This is a genomic window from Pantoea jilinensis, assembly GCF_019104105.1.
Lineage (GTDB): Bacteria > Pseudomonadota > Gammaproteobacteria > Enterobacterales > Enterobacteriaceae > Pantoea > Pantoea eucalypti.
Window position 1 is genome coordinate 1,825,993 of sequence record NZ_CP077746.1, and the last position, 21,144, is coordinate 1,847,136.

The 21,144-nt window shown below is 54.3% G+C and carries 20 protein-coding genes; 10 read left to right on the forward strand and 10 right to left on the reverse strand.

Features of this window, described 5'->3' with window-relative positions; translation table 11 throughout:
• The first annotated feature begins 14 nt into the window (after positions 1-14).
• The 3 genes from KTJ90_RS08585 (at position 15) to rlmA (ending at position 2,823) form a co-directional block, all read left to right on the forward strand.
• On the forward strand, positions 15-1,025 hold the full coding sequence (locus tag KTJ90_RS08585; RefSeq protein ID WP_008925325.1) for an MBL fold metallo-hydrolase: 1,011 nt from the start codon (positions 15-17) through the stop codon (positions 1,023-1,025).
• Positions 1,026-1,666: 641 nt separating this feature from the next.
• Positions 1,667-1,876, forward strand: coding sequence for a transcription antiterminator/RNA stability regulator CspE (cspE, locus tag KTJ90_RS08590; RefSeq protein WP_003852684.1), 210 nt, complete (start codon positions 1,667-1,669; stop codon positions 1,874-1,876).
• A 137-nt stretch (positions 1,877-2,013) separates the two neighbouring features.
• On the forward strand, positions 2,014-2,823 hold the full coding sequence (gene rlmA, locus KTJ90_RS08595; RefSeq protein ID WP_008925324.1) for a 23S rRNA (guanine(745)-N(1))-methyltransferase: 810 nt from the start codon (positions 2,014-2,016) through the stop codon (positions 2,821-2,823).
• Here the strand turns inward: rlmA and KTJ90_RS08600 are convergent.
• The 4 genes from KTJ90_RS08600 to manX form a co-directional block, all read right to left on the reverse strand.
• Positions 2,820-3,278, reverse strand: coding sequence for a DUF986 family protein (locus KTJ90_RS08600; RefSeq protein ID WP_003852686.1), 459 nt, complete (start codon positions 3,276-3,278; stop codon positions 2,820-2,822). The two genes, rlmA and KTJ90_RS08600, sit on opposite strands and share 4 nt — an antisense overlap.
• A gap of 91 nt (positions 3,279-3,369) precedes the next feature.
• Positions 3,370-4,215 carry a PTS mannose transporter subunit IID gene (locus KTJ90_RS08605; protein ID WP_003852687.1) on the reverse strand — a complete coding sequence of 282 codons (846 nt, stop codon included), beginning with the start codon at positions 4,213-4,215 and terminating at the stop codon, positions 3,370-3,372.
• A 15-nt stretch (positions 4,216-4,230) separates the two neighbouring features.
• Positions 4,231-5,031, reverse strand: a complete 801-nt coding sequence (locus KTJ90_RS08610; RefSeq protein ID WP_033743088.1) for a PTS mannose/fructose/sorbose transporter subunit IIC — start codon at positions 5,029-5,031, stop codon at positions 4,231-4,233.
• A gap of 63 nt (positions 5,032-5,094) precedes the next feature.
• Positions 5,095-6,057 (reverse strand): PTS mannose transporter subunit IIAB, encoded by a 963-nt coding sequence (gene manX, locus KTJ90_RS08615; RefSeq protein ID WP_003852689.1) that lies wholly within the window; start codon positions 6,055-6,057, stop codon positions 5,095-5,097.
• A gap of 509 nt (positions 6,058-6,566) precedes the next feature.
• Between manX and KTJ90_RS08620 the strand changes: the two genes are divergently transcribed.
• The gene (locus KTJ90_RS08620; RefSeq protein WP_003852691.1) at positions 6,567-8,147 is read left to right on the forward strand and encodes a TerC family protein; all 1,581 of its coding nucleotides are present in this window, start codon (positions 6,567-6,569) and stop codon (positions 8,145-8,147) included.
• Between the two features lie 89 nt (positions 8,148-8,236).
• Here KTJ90_RS08620 and pdeD read toward each other — a convergent pair whose 3' ends face one another.
• The 4 genes from pdeD to pabB form a co-directional block, all read right to left on the reverse strand.
• Entirely contained in the window at positions 8,237-9,799 is a 1,563-nt protein-coding gene (pdeD, locus tag KTJ90_RS08625) for a cyclic di-3',5'-guanosine monophosphate phosphodiesterase PdeD (RefSeq protein WP_003852692.1), read from the reverse strand.
• 225 nt (positions 9,800-10,024) lie between these two features.
• Positions 10,025-11,389: an L-serine ammonia-lyase gene (locus tag KTJ90_RS08630; protein WP_003852693.1), complete on the reverse strand. Its 1,365-nt coding sequence runs from the start codon at positions 11,387-11,389 to the stop codon at positions 10,025-10,027.
• A 184-nt stretch (positions 11,390-11,573) separates the two neighbouring features.
• Complete coding sequence (locus KTJ90_RS08635; RefSeq protein ID WP_003852695.1) at positions 11,574-12,137, reverse strand: CoA pyrophosphatase; 564 nt, start codon at positions 12,135-12,137, stop codon at positions 11,574-11,576.
• Positions 12,121-13,500 (reverse strand): aminodeoxychorismate synthase component 1, encoded by a 1,380-nt coding sequence (pabB, locus tag KTJ90_RS08640; protein ID WP_140915461.1) that lies wholly within the window; start codon positions 13,498-13,500, stop codon positions 12,121-12,123. The genes KTJ90_RS08635 and pabB overlap by 17 nt, the downstream gene beginning before the upstream one ends.
• Before the next feature lie 110 nt (positions 13,501-13,610).
• On the opposite strand from pabB, the gene KTJ90_RS08645 reads away from it, so the two are divergent.
• Positions 13,611-13,805, forward strand: a complete 195-nt coding sequence (locus tag KTJ90_RS08645; protein WP_003852697.1) for a YoaH family protein — start codon at positions 13,611-13,613, stop codon at positions 13,803-13,805.
• Between the two features lie 12 nt (positions 13,806-13,817).
• On the opposite strand, the gene KTJ90_RS08650 is transcribed toward KTJ90_RS08645, so the two are convergent.
• Positions 13,818-14,162, reverse strand: a complete 345-nt coding sequence (locus KTJ90_RS08650) for a RidA family protein (protein WP_003852699.1) — start codon at positions 14,160-14,162, stop codon at positions 13,818-13,820.
• 67 nt (positions 14,163-14,229) lie between these two features.
• Positions 14,230-14,589, reverse strand: coding sequence for a hypothetical protein (locus KTJ90_RS08655; RefSeq protein ID WP_105099121.1), 360 nt, complete (start codon positions 14,587-14,589; stop codon positions 14,230-14,232).
• A gap of 341 nt (positions 14,590-14,930) precedes the next feature.
• Here KTJ90_RS08655 and KTJ90_RS08660 point away from each other — a divergent pair, with 341 nt between their 5' ends.
• The 5 genes from KTJ90_RS08660 to fadD all read left to right on the forward strand — a co-directional run bounded on the left by KTJ90_RS08660 (position 14,931) and on the right by fadD (position 21,080).
• Complete coding sequence (locus KTJ90_RS08660) at positions 14,931-15,098, forward strand: hypothetical protein (protein ID WP_003852701.1); 168 nt, start codon at positions 14,931-14,933, stop codon at positions 15,096-15,098.
• A 781-nt stretch (positions 15,099-15,879) separates the two neighbouring features.
• The gene (yoaA, locus tag KTJ90_RS08665) at positions 15,880-17,796 is read left to right on the forward strand and encodes a DNA repair helicase YoaA (protein ID WP_008925318.1); all 1,917 of its coding nucleotides are present in this window, start codon (positions 15,880-15,882) and stop codon (positions 17,794-17,796) included.
• 44 nt (positions 17,797-17,840) lie between these two features.
• Positions 17,841-18,539, forward strand: coding sequence for a tRNA (adenosine(37)-N6)-threonylcarbamoyltransferase complex dimerization subunit type 1 TsaB (gene tsaB, locus KTJ90_RS08670; RefSeq protein WP_003852707.1), 699 nt, complete (start codon positions 17,841-17,843; stop codon positions 18,537-18,539).
• Between the two features lie 60 nt (positions 18,540-18,599).
• The gene (locus KTJ90_RS08675; RefSeq protein ID WP_003852709.1) at positions 18,600-19,196 is read left to right on the forward strand and encodes a Slp family lipoprotein; all 597 of its coding nucleotides are present in this window, start codon (positions 18,600-18,602) and stop codon (positions 19,194-19,196) included.
• Between the two features lie 207 nt (positions 19,197-19,403).
• Complete coding sequence (gene fadD, locus KTJ90_RS08680) at positions 19,404-21,080, forward strand: long-chain-fatty-acid--CoA ligase FadD (protein ID WP_128755131.1); 1,677 nt, start codon at positions 19,404-19,406, stop codon at positions 21,078-21,080.
• Positions 21,081-21,144 lie beyond the last annotated feature (64 nt).

Below are 21,144 nucleotides of genomic sequence, written 5' to 3' on the forward strand. Positions count from 1 at the left end.
AGCAGAGAGGCAGGATGGCCTGGAAAAATCCGTGGTATGACAGCAGTAAAGCGCACCATACGCCCGAGGGGTTCTGTAGTCCAGAACCGGAGCAGCGCCAGCCAGGCGATCTGCAGCGCTGGCGCAGAGAGCGTAAGGCTCAGGGACTGCCGCATCCTCCACAGCAGGGCTATGCGGCGTTCACCGATCAATGGTGGCAGCCAGCCGACATCCGCGGCAGTGACGATCGCATCTGGTGGCTGGGGCATGCTGCCGTGCTGTTGCGGCTGAACGAGCAATATATCCTGATCGATCCTGCACTCGGCTCACGCGCTTCGCCGTTCTCATTTGCCGGACCACAGCGAAAAACACCTGCGCCGCTCAGTATCGCTGATCTGCCGCGTCTGGATGTGGTGCTGATTTCTCATAACCATTACGATCATCTTGATCGGACGACCGTTAAAGCTATTGTCCGGCGTTTCCCTCAGGCAACCTTTATTGTGCCGCTGGGTCTGGCTAAGTGGTGCAGGGCGCGGGGCGTGAAACAGGTGCATCAGCTCGACTGGTGGCAGCAGACTGCGGTCAATGGCCTCTGTTTTGATGCCGTTCCGGCACGTCACTGGAGCATGAGAACGCTACGCGATCGAAACCGTTCGCTCTGGTGCGGCTGGGTTGTGCGGTCTGCCTCCGTACGTTTCTGGTTTTCGGGCGACAGCGGTTATAGCGACAGCCTGCTGGACATTCCAGGCAGACTGGGGCCGTTCAACCTGGCCGCTTTGCCGATTGGCGCCTATGCACCTGAATGGTTCATGGCAAGCCAGCATATGAATCCCGATCAGGCGGTGGCGCTGTGGCAGGCAGCCGGCAGGCCGTTAACGCTGCCGATCCACTGGGGTGTGTACGAACTGGCCGATGAGTCACTGGATGCGCCACCAAAAGAACTGGCAGATGCGCTGCTGCGGGCAAACGAGCGAAACGACGGCTTCACGCCCTGGCGAATAGGTGAAAGCCGAAGGCTGAATAATGACGCCCAGGAATTATCCTAAACCCTGATGGATAAATAAAAGCCAGTACTTTTTTATCTGATATCAATTTTTCAAATCGAAAGTTAAATTATTAATAAGAAAAATTGTCTTCGATGCTTTTATTTGACGCAAGGCTAATGTGTTACTCATGGTTTTGGTGCAAAAAAATGTTGTTTGTACAAAAATAAACAGCGGTGTACAGGATTGACGTCAGATTTCTGATATCTTCAAACGTTACCGCTTCGCTTAATCATTCTGCAATTGCCATATTTGTGAAATATTAATTTCTTATGGTATCCATCGAATTCATACTGGCAGCCGCAACGTGGCACCGCGCTGGCCGGGCAGGGGCCTTATTCGTGCAGACATGCGTAAACCCACCTGACAGGCAATGTGAGCCTTTTGGCAATTATGTGCACAGGCTCTCTGAGCCCCTAAAAATGGCTTGCCATTATTTTTAGGATATGTGATAACAATTCCTGAGTTAAACGAGGTACAGTTCTGTTTATGCATGGCATCTTCAGTAAAGAAGTACGAGTAAAGACGTTGACGTTGAATACCGCTTCCTTGCCGAACCTTAATTAGTGCCTCATGCAGTAATGTCTCTGGTTTTTCTGTATGACAGCCTTCGGGCTAAATAAACATCTAAAGGAATTTGCAAAATGGCAAAGATTAAAGGTCAGGTTAAGTGGTTCAACGAGTCTAAAGGTTTTGGTTTTATCACCCCTGCTGACGGCAGCAAAGATGTGTTCGTACACTTCTCTGCTATCCAGGGCAATGGTTTCAAAACCCTGGCTGAAGGCCAGAGCGTTGAGTTCGAAATTCAGGACGGCCAGAAAGGCCCGGCAGCAGTTAACGTAACTGCTATCTGATTCGACTCCGCCTCGGTGCGTCGCACCCTGACACGGAATCTCAAAGCCCTGGCTTCTCAGCCGGGGCTTTCTTTATGCTTCCGATGCGTAAACGATAAGGTTACACTGCGCCGCGTTATCTGATGCCGGAGCACCTTATGTCCCTGATTTGCCCTCTTTGCCACTCACCTCTGACCTTCACAAACCGCAGCTGGTGCTGTGAAAATCGCCATCAGTTTGATCAGGCGAAAGAAGGCTACGTCAATTTGCTGCCCGTTCAGCACAAACGCTCACGGGAGCCAGGTGACAGTGCAGAGATGATGCAGGCACGGCGGACGTTTCTTGAGGCAGGCTACTACCAACCGCTTCGTGATCAGGTGGTCAGCCTGCTCAGCCCGGCACTGACCCAGCCGGCGTGCAAAATTCTTGATATAGGCTGTGGCGAAGGCTACTACACCGCCGCACTGGCTGAGGCGGCAGGCGGAGAGGCACAGATTTATGGGCTGGATGTTGCCCGAATGGCAATCCGTCTGGCGGCAAAGCGCTATCCTGCGGTGCGCTTCTGCGTCGCCTCCAGCCAGCGCTTACCCTTTGCCGATCAGGCCCTGGATGCGGTGGTACGCATCTACGCCCCCTGCAATGAAGCAGAACTGGCACGCGTGCTGAAGCCGGGTGGCCTGGTATTGACGGTCACACCTGGCCCGCATCATCTGCAACAGTTTAAAGCGCTAATTTACCGCGAAGTGCAGTTGCATGTGCCGGAGCAGAAAGCGTACCCCGGATTCACGCAGGTGACACAGCAGGCGCTGCGTTACCCGATGGCATTAACCAGTGCAGCCGCGACGACCCTGCTGCAAATGACGCCATTCGCCTGGCGGGCGCGGGAGGAGGTCTGGCAAACGCTGAAGCAGAGCGAGCAGTTCAGCTGCGATGCCGACTTTAGCCTGACGATGTGGCAGCGCGACTAACGCGCTTCTACCAGGGTGTTATAGATGCGCTCCAGATCGTCGAGTTGCTGCACCGCGATCAGCAGTCGACGCTGTTCAAGCTGAATCACCAGAATGCCATCCTCAGAGAGATTCATCCCCTGAATCCGCCGGTAATCGATCCAGACACCGGCGTAAAACAATCCATCATTCTTCATCAGTAGCGTAGGTTTTCGCAGCCAGAAGAGCCAGAATGCCAGAAAACTCAGCATCATCAGCAGAGAGGTGGTGAGCTGCGGGCCGTGATGACTGACGTTGTTCCACAGCAAAATCAGCAGCAGACCGATAAAAATCAGGCTGTCGAGTTTATGCTGCCTGCGCAGCGTGACCCTTAAGCGGGTGGGGCCATGCCGACGCGGCAGAATCGCCTCATGGTAAACGGCAAACCCCATCAGGGCGGCGATACAACACGCAATCAACGCGTCAGTTAAAGACATCACATCTACCTCAAACAGGGTGAGCTCAGCCGGTTGTGGCTCAGCTCACCACGCTTAAAAGCCGGGAGCGCAGGCTCCCGGCCGGGTGAAATTACAGACCGAGCAGGCCGATCCAGTAACCAAAGATACCGATGGCGAAGAAGCCGACGATAATCCACAGCGCGTTCACTTTACGACGCAACAGCCACATACAGCCAAAGGTCAGCAGCAGCGGCACCACGCCCGGCATCAGTTGATCAAGGATCGACTGAACCGTGGTGACGGTGGTTTTACCAGTGGAGTCGGTGATGCGCGAGACGACCAGCGGGATGTTAACGTGCGTCCACTTGTTGACCAGCGCCCCCATGACAAACAGGCCCAGAATCGAGGCGCCCTCCGTGAGCTTCTGCAGAAAACCGCCGCCCATGTCGCTGACAATGTCGATTCCTTTACGATAGCCATACGCCACGCCGTAGTAGCGGGTTAGCAGACGCGCCAGGTTAAACAGCACAAAGAACAGCAACGGCCCCAGCAGACTGCCGCTCATTGCGATACCGGCACCCAGCGCGGCAAACACCGGACGTACCGTGCCCCAGAAGATCGGGTCGCCGACACCGGCCAGCGGTCCCATCAGGCCGACTTTCAGGCCGTTAATCGCCGCATCGTCGATGGGTGCGCCGTTGGCACGCTGCTCTTCCATCGCCATGGTGACGCCCAGTACCGGCGCGGCCACATAAGGATGGGTGTTAAAGAACTCCAGATGACGCTTTATTGCCTGCTTACGCTCATCGTTGTTCTCCGGATAGAGACGGCGGATCACCGGCACCATAGAGAAGCAGAAGCCCAGCGCCTGCATACGTTCAAAGTTCCATGAGCCCTGGAACAGGTTCGAGCGCATAAAGACGGCGCGAACATCTCCGGCTGTCAGTTTCTTTTCGACTTTCGTAATATCAACCATGTGCTCACCTGTTCCTTAATCGAGTTCGTTATCAAGATCGTTTGCGGTTGCTGCACCATTGGGTGCGCCTGCTACACGGTTGTATTTCGGGCTGAGCTGGATGTAGAGCACGGCCATGACCACGCCAATCACGCCCAGCGCCACCAGGTTAAAGTTGGTAAACGCCGCGGTGACGAAGCCGAGATAGAAGAACGGCATCAGGTAGCCTGCGCGCATCATGTTGATGACCATCGCGTAACCGACGACCACAATCATGCCACCCGCGATATTCAGACCGTTGGTGACGACTTCAGGGATAGAACTGAGCAGGGCGTGAACCGCACTGGTGCCGACCGAAATCGCCACAATCAGCGCCGGAATAGCGATACGCATCGCCTGCAACAACAGGGCAGAGACATGGATCCAGGAGATGGCCGTGAGGTTACCTTTTTCGGCGGCTTTATCAGCTGCGTGCTGGAAGGCCACAGTCAGGGTACGCACGATAATGGTCAGCACCTGTCCGGCCGCCGCCAGCGGAATGGCCAGCGCGATACCGGCACCCACACTCTGACCGCCGGCGATCACCAGGATGGTCGAGATAATGGAGGCGAGGGCGGCATCAGGGGCCACGGCGGCACCGATGTTCATCCAGCCCAGTGCAATCATCTCCAGCGTACCACCGATGATAATGCCGGTTTTCATATCACCCAGCACGATACCAATCAGAGTACAGGCCACCAGCGGTCGGTGAAACTGAAACTCATCCAGAATCGACCCCATACCGGCAATGCAGGCGACAATAAAAATTAAAATAATTTGTAGCGAGGTTATTTCCATCATACTTCTTGTCCTCAGCAGGATAACGACGAGCCCGGAAACGCAGGCGCAGAAGTGCTTCTGTTACGCGTTAACTTTCGCAATCAGATCCATCATTTTCAGTTTCTGGTCACTGGAAACTTTACGCACTTCCAGTTCAATATTGCGTTCGTTGAGTTTTCGGAAGGCGGCAATATCTTTTTCATCAACCGAGATTGCATTATTCACCTGGGTTTTTCCCTGGCGAAATGCCATCCCGCCGATGTTCACCGTTTTAATATCCACACCCTGTTCCACGACGCGCAGAACATCGGTGGGATTGGTAAACAGCAGCATCACGCGATCCTGACCATACTTCGGGTTATTCCACACCCGCACCATTTTATCGACATCCACCACATGGGCTGTCACGCCGGGCGGGGCGACCTGCGTCAGCAGGGTTTTACGCACGTGGTCGTTGGCCACTTCATCACTGACCACGATAATGCGTTGAACGTTGGTCTCTTTCGTCCAGCGTGTCGCGACCTGTCCATGAATCAGACGGTCATCTATGCGCGTCAGTCCGATTTTCATGTGATCGCCAGGTGCCATCGGTTTAGCCGGTTGCGCTGCAGCGGCCGGTTTTACCGCAGCCGGTGCCGGTGCTTCTTCTTTGGCTTTCAGGGCTTTAACCCCTTCACGGCCAGTTTCGACCGCGACGGCGACCAGTTCGTCAAATCCGGGATCGTCATCGCGCGCCATCAGGGTTTCGACCAGCATCGGGATATTGACCCCGGCGATGACCTCATACTGGGGCTTATCGACGACGATACGGCTGGCCGCATTAAACGGGCTGCCACCCCAGGTATCGACTAAAAACAGGACCCCTTTGCTGGTATCCAGTTCTGCCAGTCGTGCATTATATTTTTCAATCAGCGTTTCTGCATTTTCACCAGGGACAAAATCTATCCAGCCGACATTGTCCTGCTCGCCCAACAGCATTTCTGCTGTTTTCAGCAGTTGTTCCGCTGCCCAGCCGTGTGTACCAATTACAATCGCAATGGTCACGTGCTACCTCCGTTCGCTAGAGATGCTCATCTGAGTCAATGAACTGTATTGAGTCATGCTTTGGTTATTGTTTTAACCGGGTGATTCGATTAATCGGTTTAGCGTCGAAAAAACATGGGTTAATGACGTTAAGGCGATAAAGTCGCGATTTATTTTAGTGATCGAAAAAATAAATTATGTGATGTCTGTCAGCTATTCACCCTGTGAAGAGGCGAGTCACCCTTTTTATGCGCCCGATCATCCGCTCTGCAGATTGTAAAAATAAGAAAATTTTTTGACGCAAATCACCGACCTGATACATTAACGTTCTGTTTAATACTCAGGAGTAACGGGCTTCAGCCCACCTTTATGGATCGTCACCGACGTCGCTTAACCTGTTCTTTGCGCCTGCTGGCGCGTCACCCTTCGCCTCGCGGCGTTTTCAACGCTTTACCGACCATCCGGATGTCACGTTTCACTGCGCTGATACGCACCGGCTCAATCTGTTCCCTGTTCTGGAGTCATAAATAATGGAATTTTTATTCGACCCCTCAATCTGGGCGGGTTTACTGACGCTCATCGTGCTGGAAATCGTACTCGGCATCGATAACCTGGTGTTTATTGCCATTCTGGCCGACAAACTGCCGCCAAAGCAGCGTGACAAGGCCCGTTTGATTGGCCTGTCGCTGGCACTGATTATGCGTCTGGGCCTGCTGTCACTGATTTCCTGGATGGTGACGCTGACAACACCTCTTTTCAGCGTAGGCGGTTTCAGCTTTGCGGGTCGTGATTTAATTCTGCTGGCGGGTGGTCTGTTCCTGTTATTTAAGGCGACGATGGAGTTGCACGAGAGGCTGGAGAACCGGCAGCTCGACGGATCAGGTAATCGGGGATATGCCAGTTTCTGGGCAGTCGTGACGCAGATTGTGGTGCTGGATGCGGTCTTCTCGCTGGATGCTGTGATTACGGCTGTAGGTATGGTCAACCACCTGCCGGTGATGATGACGGCTGTGGTGATTGCGATGGGTGTGATGCTGCTGGCGTCTAAGCCGTTAACTAACTTCGTTAACGCGCATCCGACCGTGGTGGTGCTCTGTCTGAGCTTCCTGTTAATGATCGGTCTGTCACTGGTAGCAGAAGGCTTCGGCTTCCATATTCCTAAAGGTTATCTCTATGCGGCAATCGGCTTCTCAATTCTGATTGAGATGTTTAACCAGATTGCGCGTCGAAACTTTATCCGCCATCAGTCCAACCGTCCGATGCGTGAACGTACCGCAGAGGCGATTCTGCGCCTGATGGGAGGCCGCAATCGTGCCCAGATGGCCAGTAACAGCAACACCAGCAGCAGCGAAGAGGCTGCGCTGGCGGAAGCGATGCCGCAGGAAGCGTTTAAAGATGAAGAACGTTACATGATTAATGGCGTACTGACCCTGGCGTCACGTTCAATTCGCAGCATCATGACGCCGCGCGGTGAAATCTCCTGGGTTGATGCGAATCGTCCGGTGGATGAGATTCGCGGTCAGCTGCTTGATACCCCCCACAGTCTGTTTCCGGTCTGCCGGGGTGAGCTGGACGAAATTGTCGGCGTAGTGCGCGCTAAAGAGCTGCTGGTGGCGCTGGAGCATGGCGTGGATGTGGCAACCTTTGCGGCCAATAGCCCGACCATTGTGGTGCCGGAGACGCTGGATCCGATTAACCTGCTTGGCGTGCTGCGCCGTGCCAAAGGTAGCTTCGTTATCGTCACCAACGAGTTTGGTGTGGTCCAGGGTTTGATCACGCCACTGGACGTGCTGGAAGCGATCGCGGGTGAATTCCCGGATGAAGATGAAACGCCTGATATTGTGGCGGACGGTGATGGCTGGTTAGTTAAGGGCGGGACCGATCTGCATTCGCTGCAGCAACTGCTCGATTTCCATGAGCTGGTCGATCCGACAGAGGACCACGCCTCGCTGGCCGGTCTGCTGATTGAGCAGAAAGGGCAGTTACCGCTGCCTGGCGATGTAATTGATATCACTCCGCTGCACTTCCAGATCATCGAAGCGACCGACTACCGCATCGATCTGGTGCGTGTCACCAAAGATAAACCGCATGACGAAGATGAAGAGGGTTAATTCTTCACGTTGTTGCTAAGGCGCGGCTGGCATAACCGGCCGCGGTAAATCTTCCCGACAGCCGCTGCTTCAACGTCGCGGCTGTTTTTTTATCTGTGGGTATCGGCCTGGTGCAGTAACAGCCACGCCGGAAAATCCTGCAGCGGCATCGGACGGGCAAAATAGTAACCCTGCAGATGATCCACGCCGCGTTCGCGCAGATAAGCCGCCTGCACAGCCGTTTCCACGCCCTCAGCAACCAGACTGATGTTCAGGCGCTGGGCCAGCGAAATCACCATATCCGTTACCGTCGCGTTGATGGCGTCAGTGCCGATAGCTGCTGTGAAAATTTTGTCTATTTTCAGCACGTCGGGCTGCAGGTCTTTCAGATAGGAGAGTGAACTATGACCGGTGCCGAAGTCATCAATCGCCAGCTGAACGCCGATATCGTGCAGCTGCGTAATGACCGATTGATCCACCACCGGGAGTGCATCCCGCTCGGTGAGCTCCACCATCAGTGTCGGCACTGGCGAGGCGGGCCACCACAGCTTTTGCAGATCTTCAATAATTGCGCCGTCCCGGAAATGACTGGCAGCCACGTTGATAGCGATATGGAAGCCGGGATCCGTGGGCAAGAGCGGTAGCTGACTCACCACTTCATTCAGCACAAAGCGCGTCAGCGGCTTGATCAGATTCTGGCGCTCAGCCAGCGGAATAAAAACATCCGGCGCAATCCAGCCCTGACGGGCATTATGCCAGCGCATCAGTATCTCAATACCGTCGCACTGACCACTTTTGCTATTGATCAGTGGCTGGCAATAAACCATAAACTCGCGGGCGGTAATGCCATAACTGATTTGCCAGCTCAGGCTCATGCGATTTGCGGTTGCCAGCCAGACGATATAGCCCATAAGCAGGCTCAGCAGCACTGCCAGCGGCAGCTGTGAGGGAAGCGTTGCCAGCGCCGATCGGGTAGGTGAGGGGCCATAGAGTGTAAGCGTGAATGGATAGCGCAGCGAGCCTTGTTCATAGCTCACCTCATCGTCTGCAGCGACTGTCGACTCGATCAACGGATTACCATACTCCAGGCTCTGTCCGTTAACGTTAAACACGGCGCGTTCAACCCAGGGTAACTGCGGCTCCAGCAGATAATTGCTCATCATTTCGATGTTAATTACCTGCAAAATGCCTGAGCGGTTATCCGGGCTTTTTGGCGTCCACAACATTAAAATCGGTGAGCCTTTGAGAAGATAATCATCGGTTGAGAGGGTCATACGCTCGCCATTATAGGCAAGGTCGGGCCAGGTCTGGCTAAAAGGAATCGCGCGGGGTCCATAAACACTGGAGCAGTAAAGTACATCGTTATCCACCAGCAGAATCGCCCGGAGCGTCTGCAGAGAAGAGATTTTTTCGATGAGTGGAAAACGAACATTGTTGCAGGGTACACCCACGAGGCCCAGCGTATTATTCGCGGAAACTTCCAGCGGCGAAAACATCCGGTCAAACCGCATAATCGCTTTATTGGCGAAATCCATTGCCTGACGTTCAATACGTGACTTTTCTTCAAAATAGCGAAAGGCCAGCGTCAATATCATGACCACGATGGCGATTGAGAATGCTATGAGCAAACGCTTGCGTCTGAATTGTCCAACAAATTGCTGGGCCATAAACATCAGTATCCACCTTCCCAAAAAGCCAGAATAAAGCAAAAAATTACGGGGTTAGTATCGGCACGGCCAGATCAATATTGAGGCCGAAATGCAGAAAAGCGGGTCTGGAAAGCGACGAAAGCCGGACGGTTGCGCGGAAAACACTCTACCGTTAAAACCTGCGCTGAGATAGCGCAGGATGCGGATTTTATTACAGTTGAACGTTATTTAAACATTTAAACGTTTCGTTCAATCACACTGCACTTTAATTGCCAGACCGCCGCGTGAGGTTTCGCGGTATTTAGCGTTCATATCTTTGCCCGTTTCATACATCGTCTCAATAACCTTATCCAGCGAGACGCGAGGTTCGCTGGTACGACGCAGTGCCATTCGCGCCGCGTTAATGGCTTTAACTGAGGCGATCGCATTGCGCTCAATGCAGGGCACCTGAACCTGACCGGCAACCGGGTCACAGGTTAGTCCCAGGTTGTGCTCCATGCCAATTTCAGCGGCCACGCAGACTTGCTCAGGACTGCCGCCCAGCAACTCGGCCAGACCGGCCGCCGCCATGGAGCAGGCCACACCCACTTCACCCTGGCAACCCACTTCAGCACCGGAAATAGATGCGTTCATTTTGTACAGTACGCCAATGGCGCCGGAGGCAAGGAAATAGCGCAGAAAAATATCGGGGGTTACCGGCTCGATAAAGTGATCGTAATAAGCCAGCACCGCCGGCACGATGCCACAGGCACCGTTTGTTGGTGCGGTGACGACACGACCTCCTGCGGCGTTCTCTTCGTTGACGGCCAGTGCATACATATTAATCCAGTCGATAACAATCATCGGGTCACTGGAGTGCTTAGTGGAGGAGGTCAGGAGGCGACGCAGTGAGGCAGCACGACGTGGCACGCGCAGCGGTCCGGGCAACACACCTTCGGTATTCAGACCGCGATCGATACAGGCCTGCATCGTCTGCCAGATATCGGTGAAATAGGCATAGATCTCATCGCGGCTGTGCAGCGCCAGCTCATTTTTCATCACCAGGCCAGAGAGGGAGAGGCCGGTCTCATGGCAGTGCGCCAGCAGATCTTTAGCGGAATGAAACGGCCATGGCACTGACACTTCATCCAGTGCCGACTGCCCAAAGTGCTCTTCATCAACGATGAAACCGCCGCCAACGGAGTAATAGGTCTTCGACAGAATCAGCAGGTCACCTGCAAACGCCAGCAGACGCAGACCATTTTCATGCAGCGAGAGGTTCTCGCTGCGGAACACCATGCCGCCTTCGCGCGGAAAATCGACTTCATGCGCGCCTTTCGCCAGCAGCAGCCGCTCACGCTGTTCGACATCTTTAATAAACGCGGGTATCGCATCAATATCCACGGTATCGGGCGATTCACCCGCCAGACCCATGATGATCGCGATATCCGTATGATGGCCTTTGCCGGTCAGAGACAGAGAACCATAGACATCTACGGCGATTCGGGTCACCTCCTGAAGCTTTTCCTGTTCGCACAGCAAATCCACAAACTGCTTACCCGCTTTCATCGGGCCGACAGTATGCGAACTCGATGGGCCGATGCCCACTTTGAACATGTCGAAAACACTAATCACAGGTGACACTCCTCACAATTATTCTCAGTCTGCCGGGGCAGTTTATGGCGCCCATAGTAATAGTCATGCACCGGAAAAGAGCGCTTTTTCGCATGAAATAAACTTATCTAAAACGATAGAAAAAATTATAGCGCAGCCCGGCAGGTCGCTGGCGAGCATCTGTGAAAAAACAGGCAAAAAGGTTTCAGAAGGCGATCTGGGTGCTCAATGAACGGATGATTCCGGCGGTCATGCCCCACACCAGATAATCCTGGTAGCGCGAGAGCCAGACCGGATGGCGTACACCGGCCCGATGCACCTCCAGCGCGCTGTAGCGGCTTAGCTGCAGAGCTTCGGCCAGCGGCATCTCAAAAGCACTGCTGACCTCATCCGGGTTAAGAGTAAGTCGTAAATCGGCCGGAATAATGCCCAGCACGGGCGTGACCTGGAAGCCGGTGCTGCTGGTGACGGCAGGCAGCGCACCCAGTATCTCGACCTGCTGCGGATCGATGCCGACCTCTTCCTGCGCTTCACGGAGTGCTGTGTTGATCAGTGAGGCGTCGGTGTCATCCTGCATCCCGCCGGGAAAGGCGACCTGTCCGGCGTGCTTGCGCAGGGCCTGCGAACGCTGCGTCAGCAACAAACCCGGCTCAGGACGGGCCACAATAGGCACCAGCACCGCAGCATGACGTCCTGAGAGACGCTGGGTGCTGCGGGCGGGTTGCTGCAATAAAAAACGGCTGCGAAAAACATCAATCGTCAGTGCCAACTGAACCTCCTGCCTGCTCAAGTGTCGGTAAGATCCGGCTGACTTTATCGAGCGTTTCCTGATACTCCGCTTCCGGATCGCTGTCAGCCACCAATCCGCCACCGGCAGAGCAGTAGAGTTGCTGGCCTTCGGCGATTAGCGTGCGAATCGTGATGCTGGTATCCATCCGGCCACAGAGGCTGATATAGCCGATGCTGCCGCACCAGGCATTGCGGCGCTGCGGTTCCAGCTCATCAATAATCTCCATTGCCCGAATCTTAGGTGCACCGGTTATCGAGCCGCCAGGAAAACAGGCGCGCAGTAAATCAGTGGCCTGCAGGCTGTCAGGTAGCTGCGCCCGCACCGTGCTCACCAGGTGATGCACGGCGGGGAAGGGTTCAACCACAAACAGCTCTGGCACCGTAACCGAACCGGGTCGCGCCACACGGCCAATATCGTTGCGCAGCAAATCAACAATCATCAGATTTTCAGCCCGATCTTTCTCCGCATGGCGCAACGACTCCGCCTGTTGTGCGTCGGCAATCGGGTCGTCACAGCGTGGTCGGGTCCCTTTAATGGGGCGAGTTTCAATCTGCTTGTTATTCAGCGACAGGAAGCGTTCCGGCGACAGGCTGAGAATTGCACTGTCAGGCAGCCGCAGAAACGCGCTGAAGGGTGCGCGGTTAGCCGCATTGAGGAGAGTGAATGCCTGCCACTCATCACCCTGATAACCCGCCTGAAAACGCTGTGCCAGGTTTACCTGATAACAGTCACCGGCCTGAATATAAGCCTGAACGGCGGCAAAGCGCGCGGCGTATTCGGCATAGCTCATATTAGAGCGCCAGCGGCTTGTCAGCGAAAAGGGTACAGTTTCGCGTACAGGCCACTGTGCCAGCCAGGCGGCACGTTCTTCAACATTGCTCAACGCCACGAGCGTCAGGGTTTGCTGATGATGGTCGGCAATCAATGCCCAGTCATAGATTCCTGTGGCCATGTCAGGCGTAGTGAGATCGGCTGCAGCCCGCTGCGGCAGGGACTCAAACCGGCGGCCCAGGTCATAACCAAACAGCCCCAGCGCACCGCCCTGAAACGGCAGCGTCTCGCTGGATGCAGGTGTGACGCCCAGCGCATCACACTGTTGCTGCACCAGCAACAGGGGATCGGCGGTTGATTCGGTTGTACCGGTTGGGTCGCTGAGCGTCGTGATTGCGCCGCGGGTCACCAGGGTGGCGCGGGGATCGGCGGTCAGAAGATCAAAACGGTTGTCACTGTGACTGGCCTGCGCGGAGGAGAGCAGCATCGCCCAGGGCAGATGGGCAAGGGTGGCGAAACGCTGAGTCAGCGCATCGGGGGTATAATCAAGCGTGAGGGTTTCAACAATCATCGGGCAGACAAATCAGAAAGCTAAGAGGCGGTCAGACTGACATATTTTTTCCTCACTGGCACCTGTTAGTTCCACGTGGGATACTGTCTGACCCAACGCAGGAGTAAAAAATGTTTATTGGATTACCGGCTCTCTCTCATGAGCAACAACAACAGGCCGTCGAACGTATTCAGGCGCTGATGGCAGGCGGACTATCGAGCGGTGAAGCAATCGCCCAGGTGGCGCAGGAAATCCGCGAAAATCACAAGGGCGAACGTATTCGGGCGTTATTCGAAGACGAAGATGACGAAAACGAAGAGGAATAACGCCCGGCAGGTTTAACGTGCAGCAATGATTTTAATTTCGATCTTGTATTTTGGATTTAGCAGACCGGCCTGAACCGTACAGCGCACCGGCGCATTGCCCGGCGAAACCCAGGCATCCCAGGCGCGGTTCATGGCGGGGAAGTCGGCTTTATCTACCAGGAACAGCGTCGCATCCAGAATTTTGCTTTTATCGCTACCGAGCCGGGTCAGAATGGCGTCAATCACCGCCAGCGCATTGGCGGTCTGTGCTTCTGCGTCGGCATCCAGATTTTCGGGCACACTGGTGTAATAGATTGTGTCGTTATGAATGACGGCTTCGGACATACGATGTTCCGGGTCAATGCGGGTAATACTCATCGGTTTCTCCCTGGTTAATTGCGCATTAGCCTGGCACACTCCTGATATCGCTGTCACCTCTTACGCTTTACAGGCAGCGCTCAACAATCGCCTGTCTGTCTGCCATCACGTCCGGGGACATCCGGAAGGTGGTGAAATATTTCACATCAGCACCTTTTCGGCGGGGCGAAACATCCGCAAAAATAGAATCTTCCCAGGTAAAGACGCTGATCTCACTGCCGTTCGGCTGGGTGTGGGTGGTGTTATCCCGTGCAATGACGCTGGTGGTGGACCAGCCGCGATAAATACAGTCGCTGAGCTGAGGGACGGTGCGGGCGCTTTGGCCCTGGAAAACGGGTTGCTGCAGACGAGCCTGATCAGGGGTAGGTGCCTGGCAGCCGCAGAGCAGCAGTACGCCAGCCAGAGATCCGATGCGGACATAATTCATGATGTACCTCCGCCTGAAACAGGCAGTCGGGTTTAGCCATCTGCGAAACATCACCTGAAGGGCAATGTTAAGCCAGTCTCAGCACATCAGCCTACGGGTGCCACATCCCAACAGTAAGCTGATTTAATCATTATAATCCTGCCTTTTGATTACCTGATGTGTTCATTTGCATTTGATAACTGCATCACACTGTGGCGCTAACTGCGCTGACAATGAAGTGTCCTTAATCGCGCCTGCTGTTAGCGCTGACAGGGGATAAGAAACACGGAATTAGGGGAACTGGCGGCTTAAAAATGTTATAAATCAGTCATGAGATTGCGCCACAGGTTGAGGATTAAAGCATGGCGAATACGCAGTATCTTTTTTGGGTAATGGCTGGCGCTCTGACGCTGCTGTTTATTGTTATCGCGGCATTTGTGGGGTTATCCAAAGGCAGTAAGCAGGGATTTGTTACCTTTGCCGTGCTGTTCATCATCATGCTGGCGGGTGCACTGTACCTGCATCATTAGCAAGGTGCGGTTGGGCTGTTTTCAGTCCATTACAGTGAATTCACGTTTGGTTCACATTTCAGGTGGAAAGTGTGCGGCCTCCAGTGAGTGTTAACTATGATCAGTTGAAATAGCAGCCTTGCTATTTATCACCGGAGGTAATTATGTCTGAACGTCCTGATTACGATGAACCGCTGCCAGATGATGCTGAGATCTATCCGGAAGATGAAGAAGAGGATGAGGAAAACGATCCCTTAGAAAAGGATGTTTAGGCGTTTGAAACGGTTGTCTGACGACCTCCATTTCTTCTGAATTCTGACTCACGCCGCAAAACCGTCAGTCGCGCAGTTTTGCGGTTTCTACACCGGTCTCATTGACTCACTTCTGTCCGCGCCTTTTCAGCTTTACCCGGGTTGCTGGAATCTGGCTAAACAACACCCTGGTGATGACCCTCTGACCGCTCGGGTTGTTCAGATAAACTGCCCGGATAAAATCCTTCAGTCATTAGTCTCACTGACATTCGCATCGATGAAAACCTTTAGCGATTCCTGCGCGGATGCACGGCGGTTTATCGCCTTACAGATTAAAAAGCGAATGGAATAAAGTCCCTGTTATTAATTAGCTTATTCAGCAGGGTATTTAATGAAGCGCTAAAATTTCAGGTTTTCTTATCGTACTTTCGGGTCACGTACCGCCGCACCTGAAACGGCTAAAACCTCAACCTGTTGATATTTATCGATTTTGATTTGTTTATCCAATACTGACATAATTACAGTGTTTTTGCCGTTCTTAGAGAGGGTATGTGGCAGACGATTTTGCAGTGGATGGCGCACTGGCGTTGGCGATCGCAGGTTTTAAACCGCGTGAAGCACAACGTGAGATGGCGCAGGCGGTATCTGAAGCCGTAAAACAGCAGGGTGAACTGGTGGTTGAAGCCGGCACCGGCACCGGCAAAACCTATGCTTACCTGGCACCCGCCTTGCGGGCCGGAAAAAAAGTCATTGTCTCCACCGGCTCAAAAGCGCTGCAGGATCAGCTTTATGGCCGCGATCTGCCCACCATGATTAAGGCACTGAAGTTCAAAGGGAAAACGGCCTTGCTGAAAGGGCGCTCTAACTATCTCTGCCTGGAACGCATGGAACAGCAGTCGATGGCCGGTGGTGAGCTCACCGTGCAGGCGCTAACCGATCTGGTGACGCTGCGCAGTTGGTCATCACAGACAAAAGATGGCGACATCAGCAGCTGTGCGGGTGTGACCGAAGATAGCCCGATCTGGCCGCTGGTGACCAGCACCAACGACAACTGCCTGGGCACGGATTGTCCGCGCTATAAAGAGTGTTTTGTGGTCATGGCACGTAAGCGCGCCATGGACGCTGATGTGGTGGTCGTTAACCACCATTTGTTTCTTGCCGACCTGGTGGTAAAAGAGGGGGGCTTTGGCGAATTGATTCCCGAGGCTGATGTGATGATCTTCGATGAAGCCCATCAGTTGCCCGATATCGCCAGCCAGTATTTTGGTCAGCAACTCTCCAGCCGCCAGTTACTCGATCTGGCTAAAGATATTATTACCGCCTACCGCACGGAAGTGCGTGATGCCCAGCAACTGCAGAAATCAGCTGATCGACTGGCGCAATGCGCACAGGATTTCCGCCTGTCATTAGGCGATCCGGGTTATCGCGGTAATTTACGCGAACTGCTGAGCGATAACCAGATACTGCGCATGTTCACCTTGCTGGACGATGCGCTGGAGCTCTGTTACGACGTTATCAAACTCTCGCTGGGTCGTTCAGCTCTGCTGGATGCCGCCTTTGAGCGCGCCGCGCTTTACCGTACCCGCTTAAAACGGTTACGGGCGATTAACGAGCCGGGCTACAGCTACTGGTATGAATGTACGTCGCGTCATTTTATTCTGGCGCTGACGCCGCTCTCGGTCGCTGAACGATTCCGGGAAGTGATGGACAACCGTAAAGCGGCGTGGATCTTCACCTCGGCCACCCTGGCGGTGGATGAAAAAATGGCCCATTTCGCCGAACGACTGGGTGTGAATGCGGCAAAGAGCCTGATTCTGAATAGCCCGTTTGATTTTGCGAAGCAGGCACTGCTCTGCGTGCCGCGCAATCTGCCTGAGCCTAACCGTCCCGGCGGCGCCCGCCAGCTGGCCGCGATGATGAAACCGCTGATCGATGCCAACAAAGGCCGCTGTTTCTTCCTCTGCACATCGCACCTGATGATGCGTGAACTGGCGGCAGAATTTCGCGCCTCAATGACCCTGCCTGTGCTGGTACAGGGTGAAACCAGCAAAGGTCAGTTACTGAAACAGTTCATCGACAAAGGCAACGCCCTGCTGGTGGCGACCAGCAGTTTCTGGGAAGGGGTTGATGTGCGGGGTGATGCGTTGTCGCTGGTTATTATCGATAAACTGCCGTTCACCTCGCCGGAAGATCCCCTGTTAAAAGCCAGAATGGAAGATTGCCGGATTCGTGGCGGCGATCCCTTCACGGATGTGCAGCTACCGGATGCCGTGATCACGCTGAAGCAGGGGGTGGGGCGGTTGATCCGTGATACGGATGATCGGGGTGTGCTGGTGATTTGCGATCAGCGCCTCGTATCGCGTCCTTATGGCGCGTTGTTTCTCAACAGCCTGCCACCTACGCCGCGCACCCGGGACATTGATCGTGCCATCGCCTTTATCCGTCAGCAACCCGAACCAGACGCATAATTTTATGCTAATATGCGCGCCGTTTTCTTTCTTCTGAGGTGGTCATGTCAGCCCGAATTTTAGCGCTGGATACGGCGACAGAAGCCTGTTCAGCTGCCTTGCTGAATCAGCAACAGATTGATGCCCGATTCGAGATCGCCCCGCGTGATCATACCCAGCGTATTTTACCGCTGGTCGAAGAGCTCCTGCTGGCACAGCAGCTGGAACTGACCGAACTGGACGCGCTCGCCTTTGGTCGCGGCCCGGGCAGTTTTACTGGCGTACGCATTGGCATTGGCATTGCGCAGGGCCTTGCACTGGGCGCAGCACTGCCGATGATCGCGGTTTCTACCCTCGCGACGCTGGCGGAAGGCGCATGGCGCCTTCACGGGGCAACCCGGGTATTAACGGCGATTGACGCGCGGATGGGCGAAGTCTATTGGGCCGAATATCAGCGTGATGAGCACGGTGCCTGGCAGGGCGAAGCCAGCGAAAGTGTGTTGTCGCCGGAAGCGGCACTGGCACGCATGCAGTCGCTCTCTGGTGAATGGATGACCGCTGGCACCGGCTGGCAGGCTTATCCTGGCCTGCAGCAGGGACATGAACTGACGCTGGTTGCCAGTGAGGTCACGCTGCCTGCCGCTCAGGATATGCTGCCGCTGGCGATACTTGCTCTGGCGCAGGGGAATACGCTGCTGCCGGAGACGGCGGAGCCCACTTATCTGCGCAATGAAGTCGCCTGGAAAAAATTACCTGGCCGGTAAAATGCACGCAACTTATTGTTATGCGTCCAGTCTAAGTCTTTACCTAACGGGAGAACGTCTATGTCGTCAATGTGTGGTAAAGGGCTTTCAGGTCTGCTGCTGACCTGTGTGCTGGCGTTAACCGGTTGTGTCTCGATTCCCGACACACTGCAGGGCAGCTCGCCTCAGCCGCAGCAGGATTTGTTGCGGGTCATGAGCGATCCTTCGATCTTCGTCGGGCAGGAATCTCGCTTTGGCGGCAAGGTCGTGAATGTCACTAATCTGAACGGCAAAACCCGGCTTGAGATTGCTGCACAGCCGCTGGACGATAGCGCCAGACCGCGTCTGGGGGCGGCGTCGGTGGGGCGGATTTATGCCGATATCCACGGCTTCGTTGATCCAGTGGATGTCAGAAACCAGTATGTCACTGTGCTGGGTACCCTGAAGGGAACGGAGCAGGGCAAAATTGGTGAGGCAGATTATAAATTTGCCGTTATCGATGTACGAGGTTACCAGCGCTGGCGTCTCGCGCAACAGGTAACAGCACCGCCTCAGCCAATGGATCCCTGGATCTGGTATGGTCCGACTCGTCATCGCGGCGGCTACTGGGGCCCAAATCCTTACTGGGGTATGGTTAACAGTGGGCCGACTGAGGTGCAAACCATACTGACCGAGTAACGGTGAAAAAGGTGATATCCAGCCCGGTTGCGGTGCTCGCTGCCGGGCTTTTTATTTGCCTGTTTTCGCTGCACGAAATTTAGTGATGCACTTCGCAACCTCAACATGCCAAACCAGGCAAACTGGTACAATCAGTTAAAATATTGTTAACAAAACAGATTGGCTGAGGCAGCGATGGAAATACAACATAATTATCGGGGTGAATCCTTGAATAAGGTTTGGCTGAAACGCTACCCGGCAGATGTGCCTGCCGAAATAAGTGCAGATCGTTACACCTCGCTGGTGGATCTGTTTGAGCAGGCCGTAAAACGCTACGCTGATCAACCCGCGTTTATAAACATGGGTCAGAAGATGAGTTACCGTCAGCTGGAGGAGAAGAGCCGCGCGTTTGCCGCCTATCTCCAGCAGCAACTGGGCCTGAAAGCGGGTGACCGCGTGGCCCTGATGATGCCTAACTTATTGCAGTATCCGGTGGCCCTGATTGGTGTGCTGCGCGCTGGCATGGTGGTGGTCAACGTTAACCCGCTCTATACGCCACGTGAACTCAGGCATCAGCTCAATGACAGCGGTGCCAGCGCCATCGTCATCGTCTCGAATTTTGCCCACACGCTGGAAAAAGTGGTGGCGGAAACCGCGGTGCGTCATGTCATTCTGACGCGGATGGGCGATCAGCTGGCACCCATAAAAGCGACGCTGGTTAACTTTATCGTCAAGTATGTGAAGAAGCTGGTGCCTAAATATCATCTGCCTGGCGCCATCTCCTTTCGTCATGTTCTGGACGTGGGTGCCACACTCAATTATCAGCGTCCGACCGTCTCAAATGACGATCTCGCTTTCCTGCAGTACACCGGCGGCACGACCGGCGTAGCCAAAGGGGCAATGCTGACCCATCGCAACATGCAGGCGAACCTGGAGCAGACCCGCGCGACTTACGGTAAAGTGCTGCGCGACGGTAAAGAGTTTGTCGTCACTGCGCTGCCGCTTTATCACATTTTCGCTTTAACAGTGAATGGCCTGCTTTTCCTGGAGCTGGGCGGTCAGAATCTGCTGATCACGAATCCGCGTGATATTCCTGGCTTCGTTAAGGAGCTGGGTAAATTTCCGTTTACCGCGATCACTGGCGTGAACACGCTGTTCAATGCGCTGCTCAACGATGAGCAGTTCAATAAGCTCGATTTCTCAACGCTGCGTCTTTCGGCCGGTGGCGGGATGGCTGTGCAGAAAGTGGTGGCGGAACGCTGGGAAAAGCTAACCGGACACTATCTGCTGGAAGGCTATGGCCTGACCGAATGTTCGCCGCTGGTGTCAGTCAATCCGTATGACATCAGCTGTCATACCGGCAGTATCGGCCTGCCGGTGCCCTCGACAGACGTGCGGATTCTGGATGACGATGGCAACGAAGTGCCGCCAGGTGAGCCGGGTGAGCTCTGCATCAAAGGTCCCCAGGTGATGCTGGGCTACTGGCAGCATCCGGAAGCGACAGCGGAAGTGCTGAAAAATGGCTGGCTCCACAGCGGTGATATTGTTACCGTTGATCAGGAAGGCTTTATCCGCATCGTTGACCGCAAAAAAGATATGATTCTGGTCTCCGGTTTTAATGTCTATCCGAATGAAATCGAAGATGTGCTGATGCAGCATCCTAAAGTGCGTGAAGCGGCGGCAATTGGTGTGCCGAGCGATCTTTCTGGCGAAGCCGTAAAAGTCTGTATCGTGAAAAAAGACGCGTCACTGACTAAAGAAGACGTGCTCGATCACTGCCGCCGTCAGTTGACCGGCTACAAGGTGCCGAAGATCATTGAGTTTCGTGATGATTTGCCCAAAACCAACGTCGGCAAGATTCTGCGGCGCGAGTTGCGTGACGAGGTAAAACCCGGCGCGAGCTGAATCCGGGCAAAATTGAGGTTGAACGCCGGCATGTCCGGCGTTTTTATTGTTTTTAACATGGAGC

Bases quoted from the DNA above. Each gene is read 5' to 3' on its own strand.
- KTJ90_RS08660 (WP_003852701.1), top strand. From the start codon at position 14,931: ATGGCGAATACGCAGTATCTTTTTTGGGTAATGGCTGGCGCTCTGACG.
- pdeD (WP_003852692.1), bottom strand. From the start codon at position 9,799: ATGTTTATGGCCCAGCAATTTGTTGGACAATTCAGACGCAAGCGTTTG.
- tsaB (WP_003852707.1), top strand. From the start codon at position 17,841: ATGTCAGCCCGAATTTTAGCGCTGGATACGGCGACAGAAGCCTGTTCA.
- KTJ90_RS08650 (WP_003852699.1), bottom strand. From the start codon at position 14,162: ATGAGTATTACCCGCATTGACCCGGAACATCGTATGTCCGAAGCCGTC.
- cspE (WP_003852684.1), top strand. From the start codon at position 1,667: ATGGCAAAGATTAAAGGTCAGGTTAAGTGGTTCAACGAGTCTAAAGGT.
- KTJ90_RS08585 (WP_008925325.1), top strand. From the start codon at position 15: ATGGCCTGGAAAAATCCGTGGTATGACAGCAGTAAAGCGCACCATACG.
- KTJ90_RS08675 (WP_003852709.1), top strand. From the start codon at position 18,600: ATGTCGTCAATGTGTGGTAAAGGGCTTTCAGGTCTGCTGCTGACCTGT.
- pabB (WP_140915461.1), bottom strand. From the start codon at position 13,500: ATGATTGTTGAAACCCTCACGCTTGATTATACCCCCGATGCGCTGACT.
- KTJ90_RS08600 (WP_003852686.1), bottom strand. From the start codon at position 3,278: ATGTCTTTAACTGACGCGTTGATTGCGTGTTGTATCGCCGCCCTGATG.
- KTJ90_RS08605 (WP_003852687.1), bottom strand. From the start codon at position 4,215: ATGGTTGATATTACGAAAGTCGAAAAGAAACTGACAGCCGGAGATGTT.
- KTJ90_RS08655 (WP_105099121.1), bottom strand. From the start codon at position 14,589: ATGAATTATGTCCGCATCGGATCTCTGGCTGGCGTACTGCTGCTCTGC.
- KTJ90_RS08610 (WP_033743088.1), bottom strand. From the start codon at position 5,031: ATGGAAATAACCTCGCTACAAATTATTTTAATTTTTATTGTCGCCTGC.
- KTJ90_RS08645 (WP_003852697.1), top strand. From the start codon at position 13,611: ATGTTTATTGGATTACCGGCTCTCTCTCATGAGCAACAACAACAGGCC.
- KTJ90_RS08620 (WP_003852691.1), top strand. From the start codon at position 6,567: ATGGAATTTTTATTCGACCCCTCAATCTGGGCGGGTTTACTGACGCTC.
- rlmA (WP_008925324.1), top strand. From the start codon at position 2,014: ATGTCCCTGATTTGCCCTCTTTGCCACTCACCTCTGACCTTCACAAAC.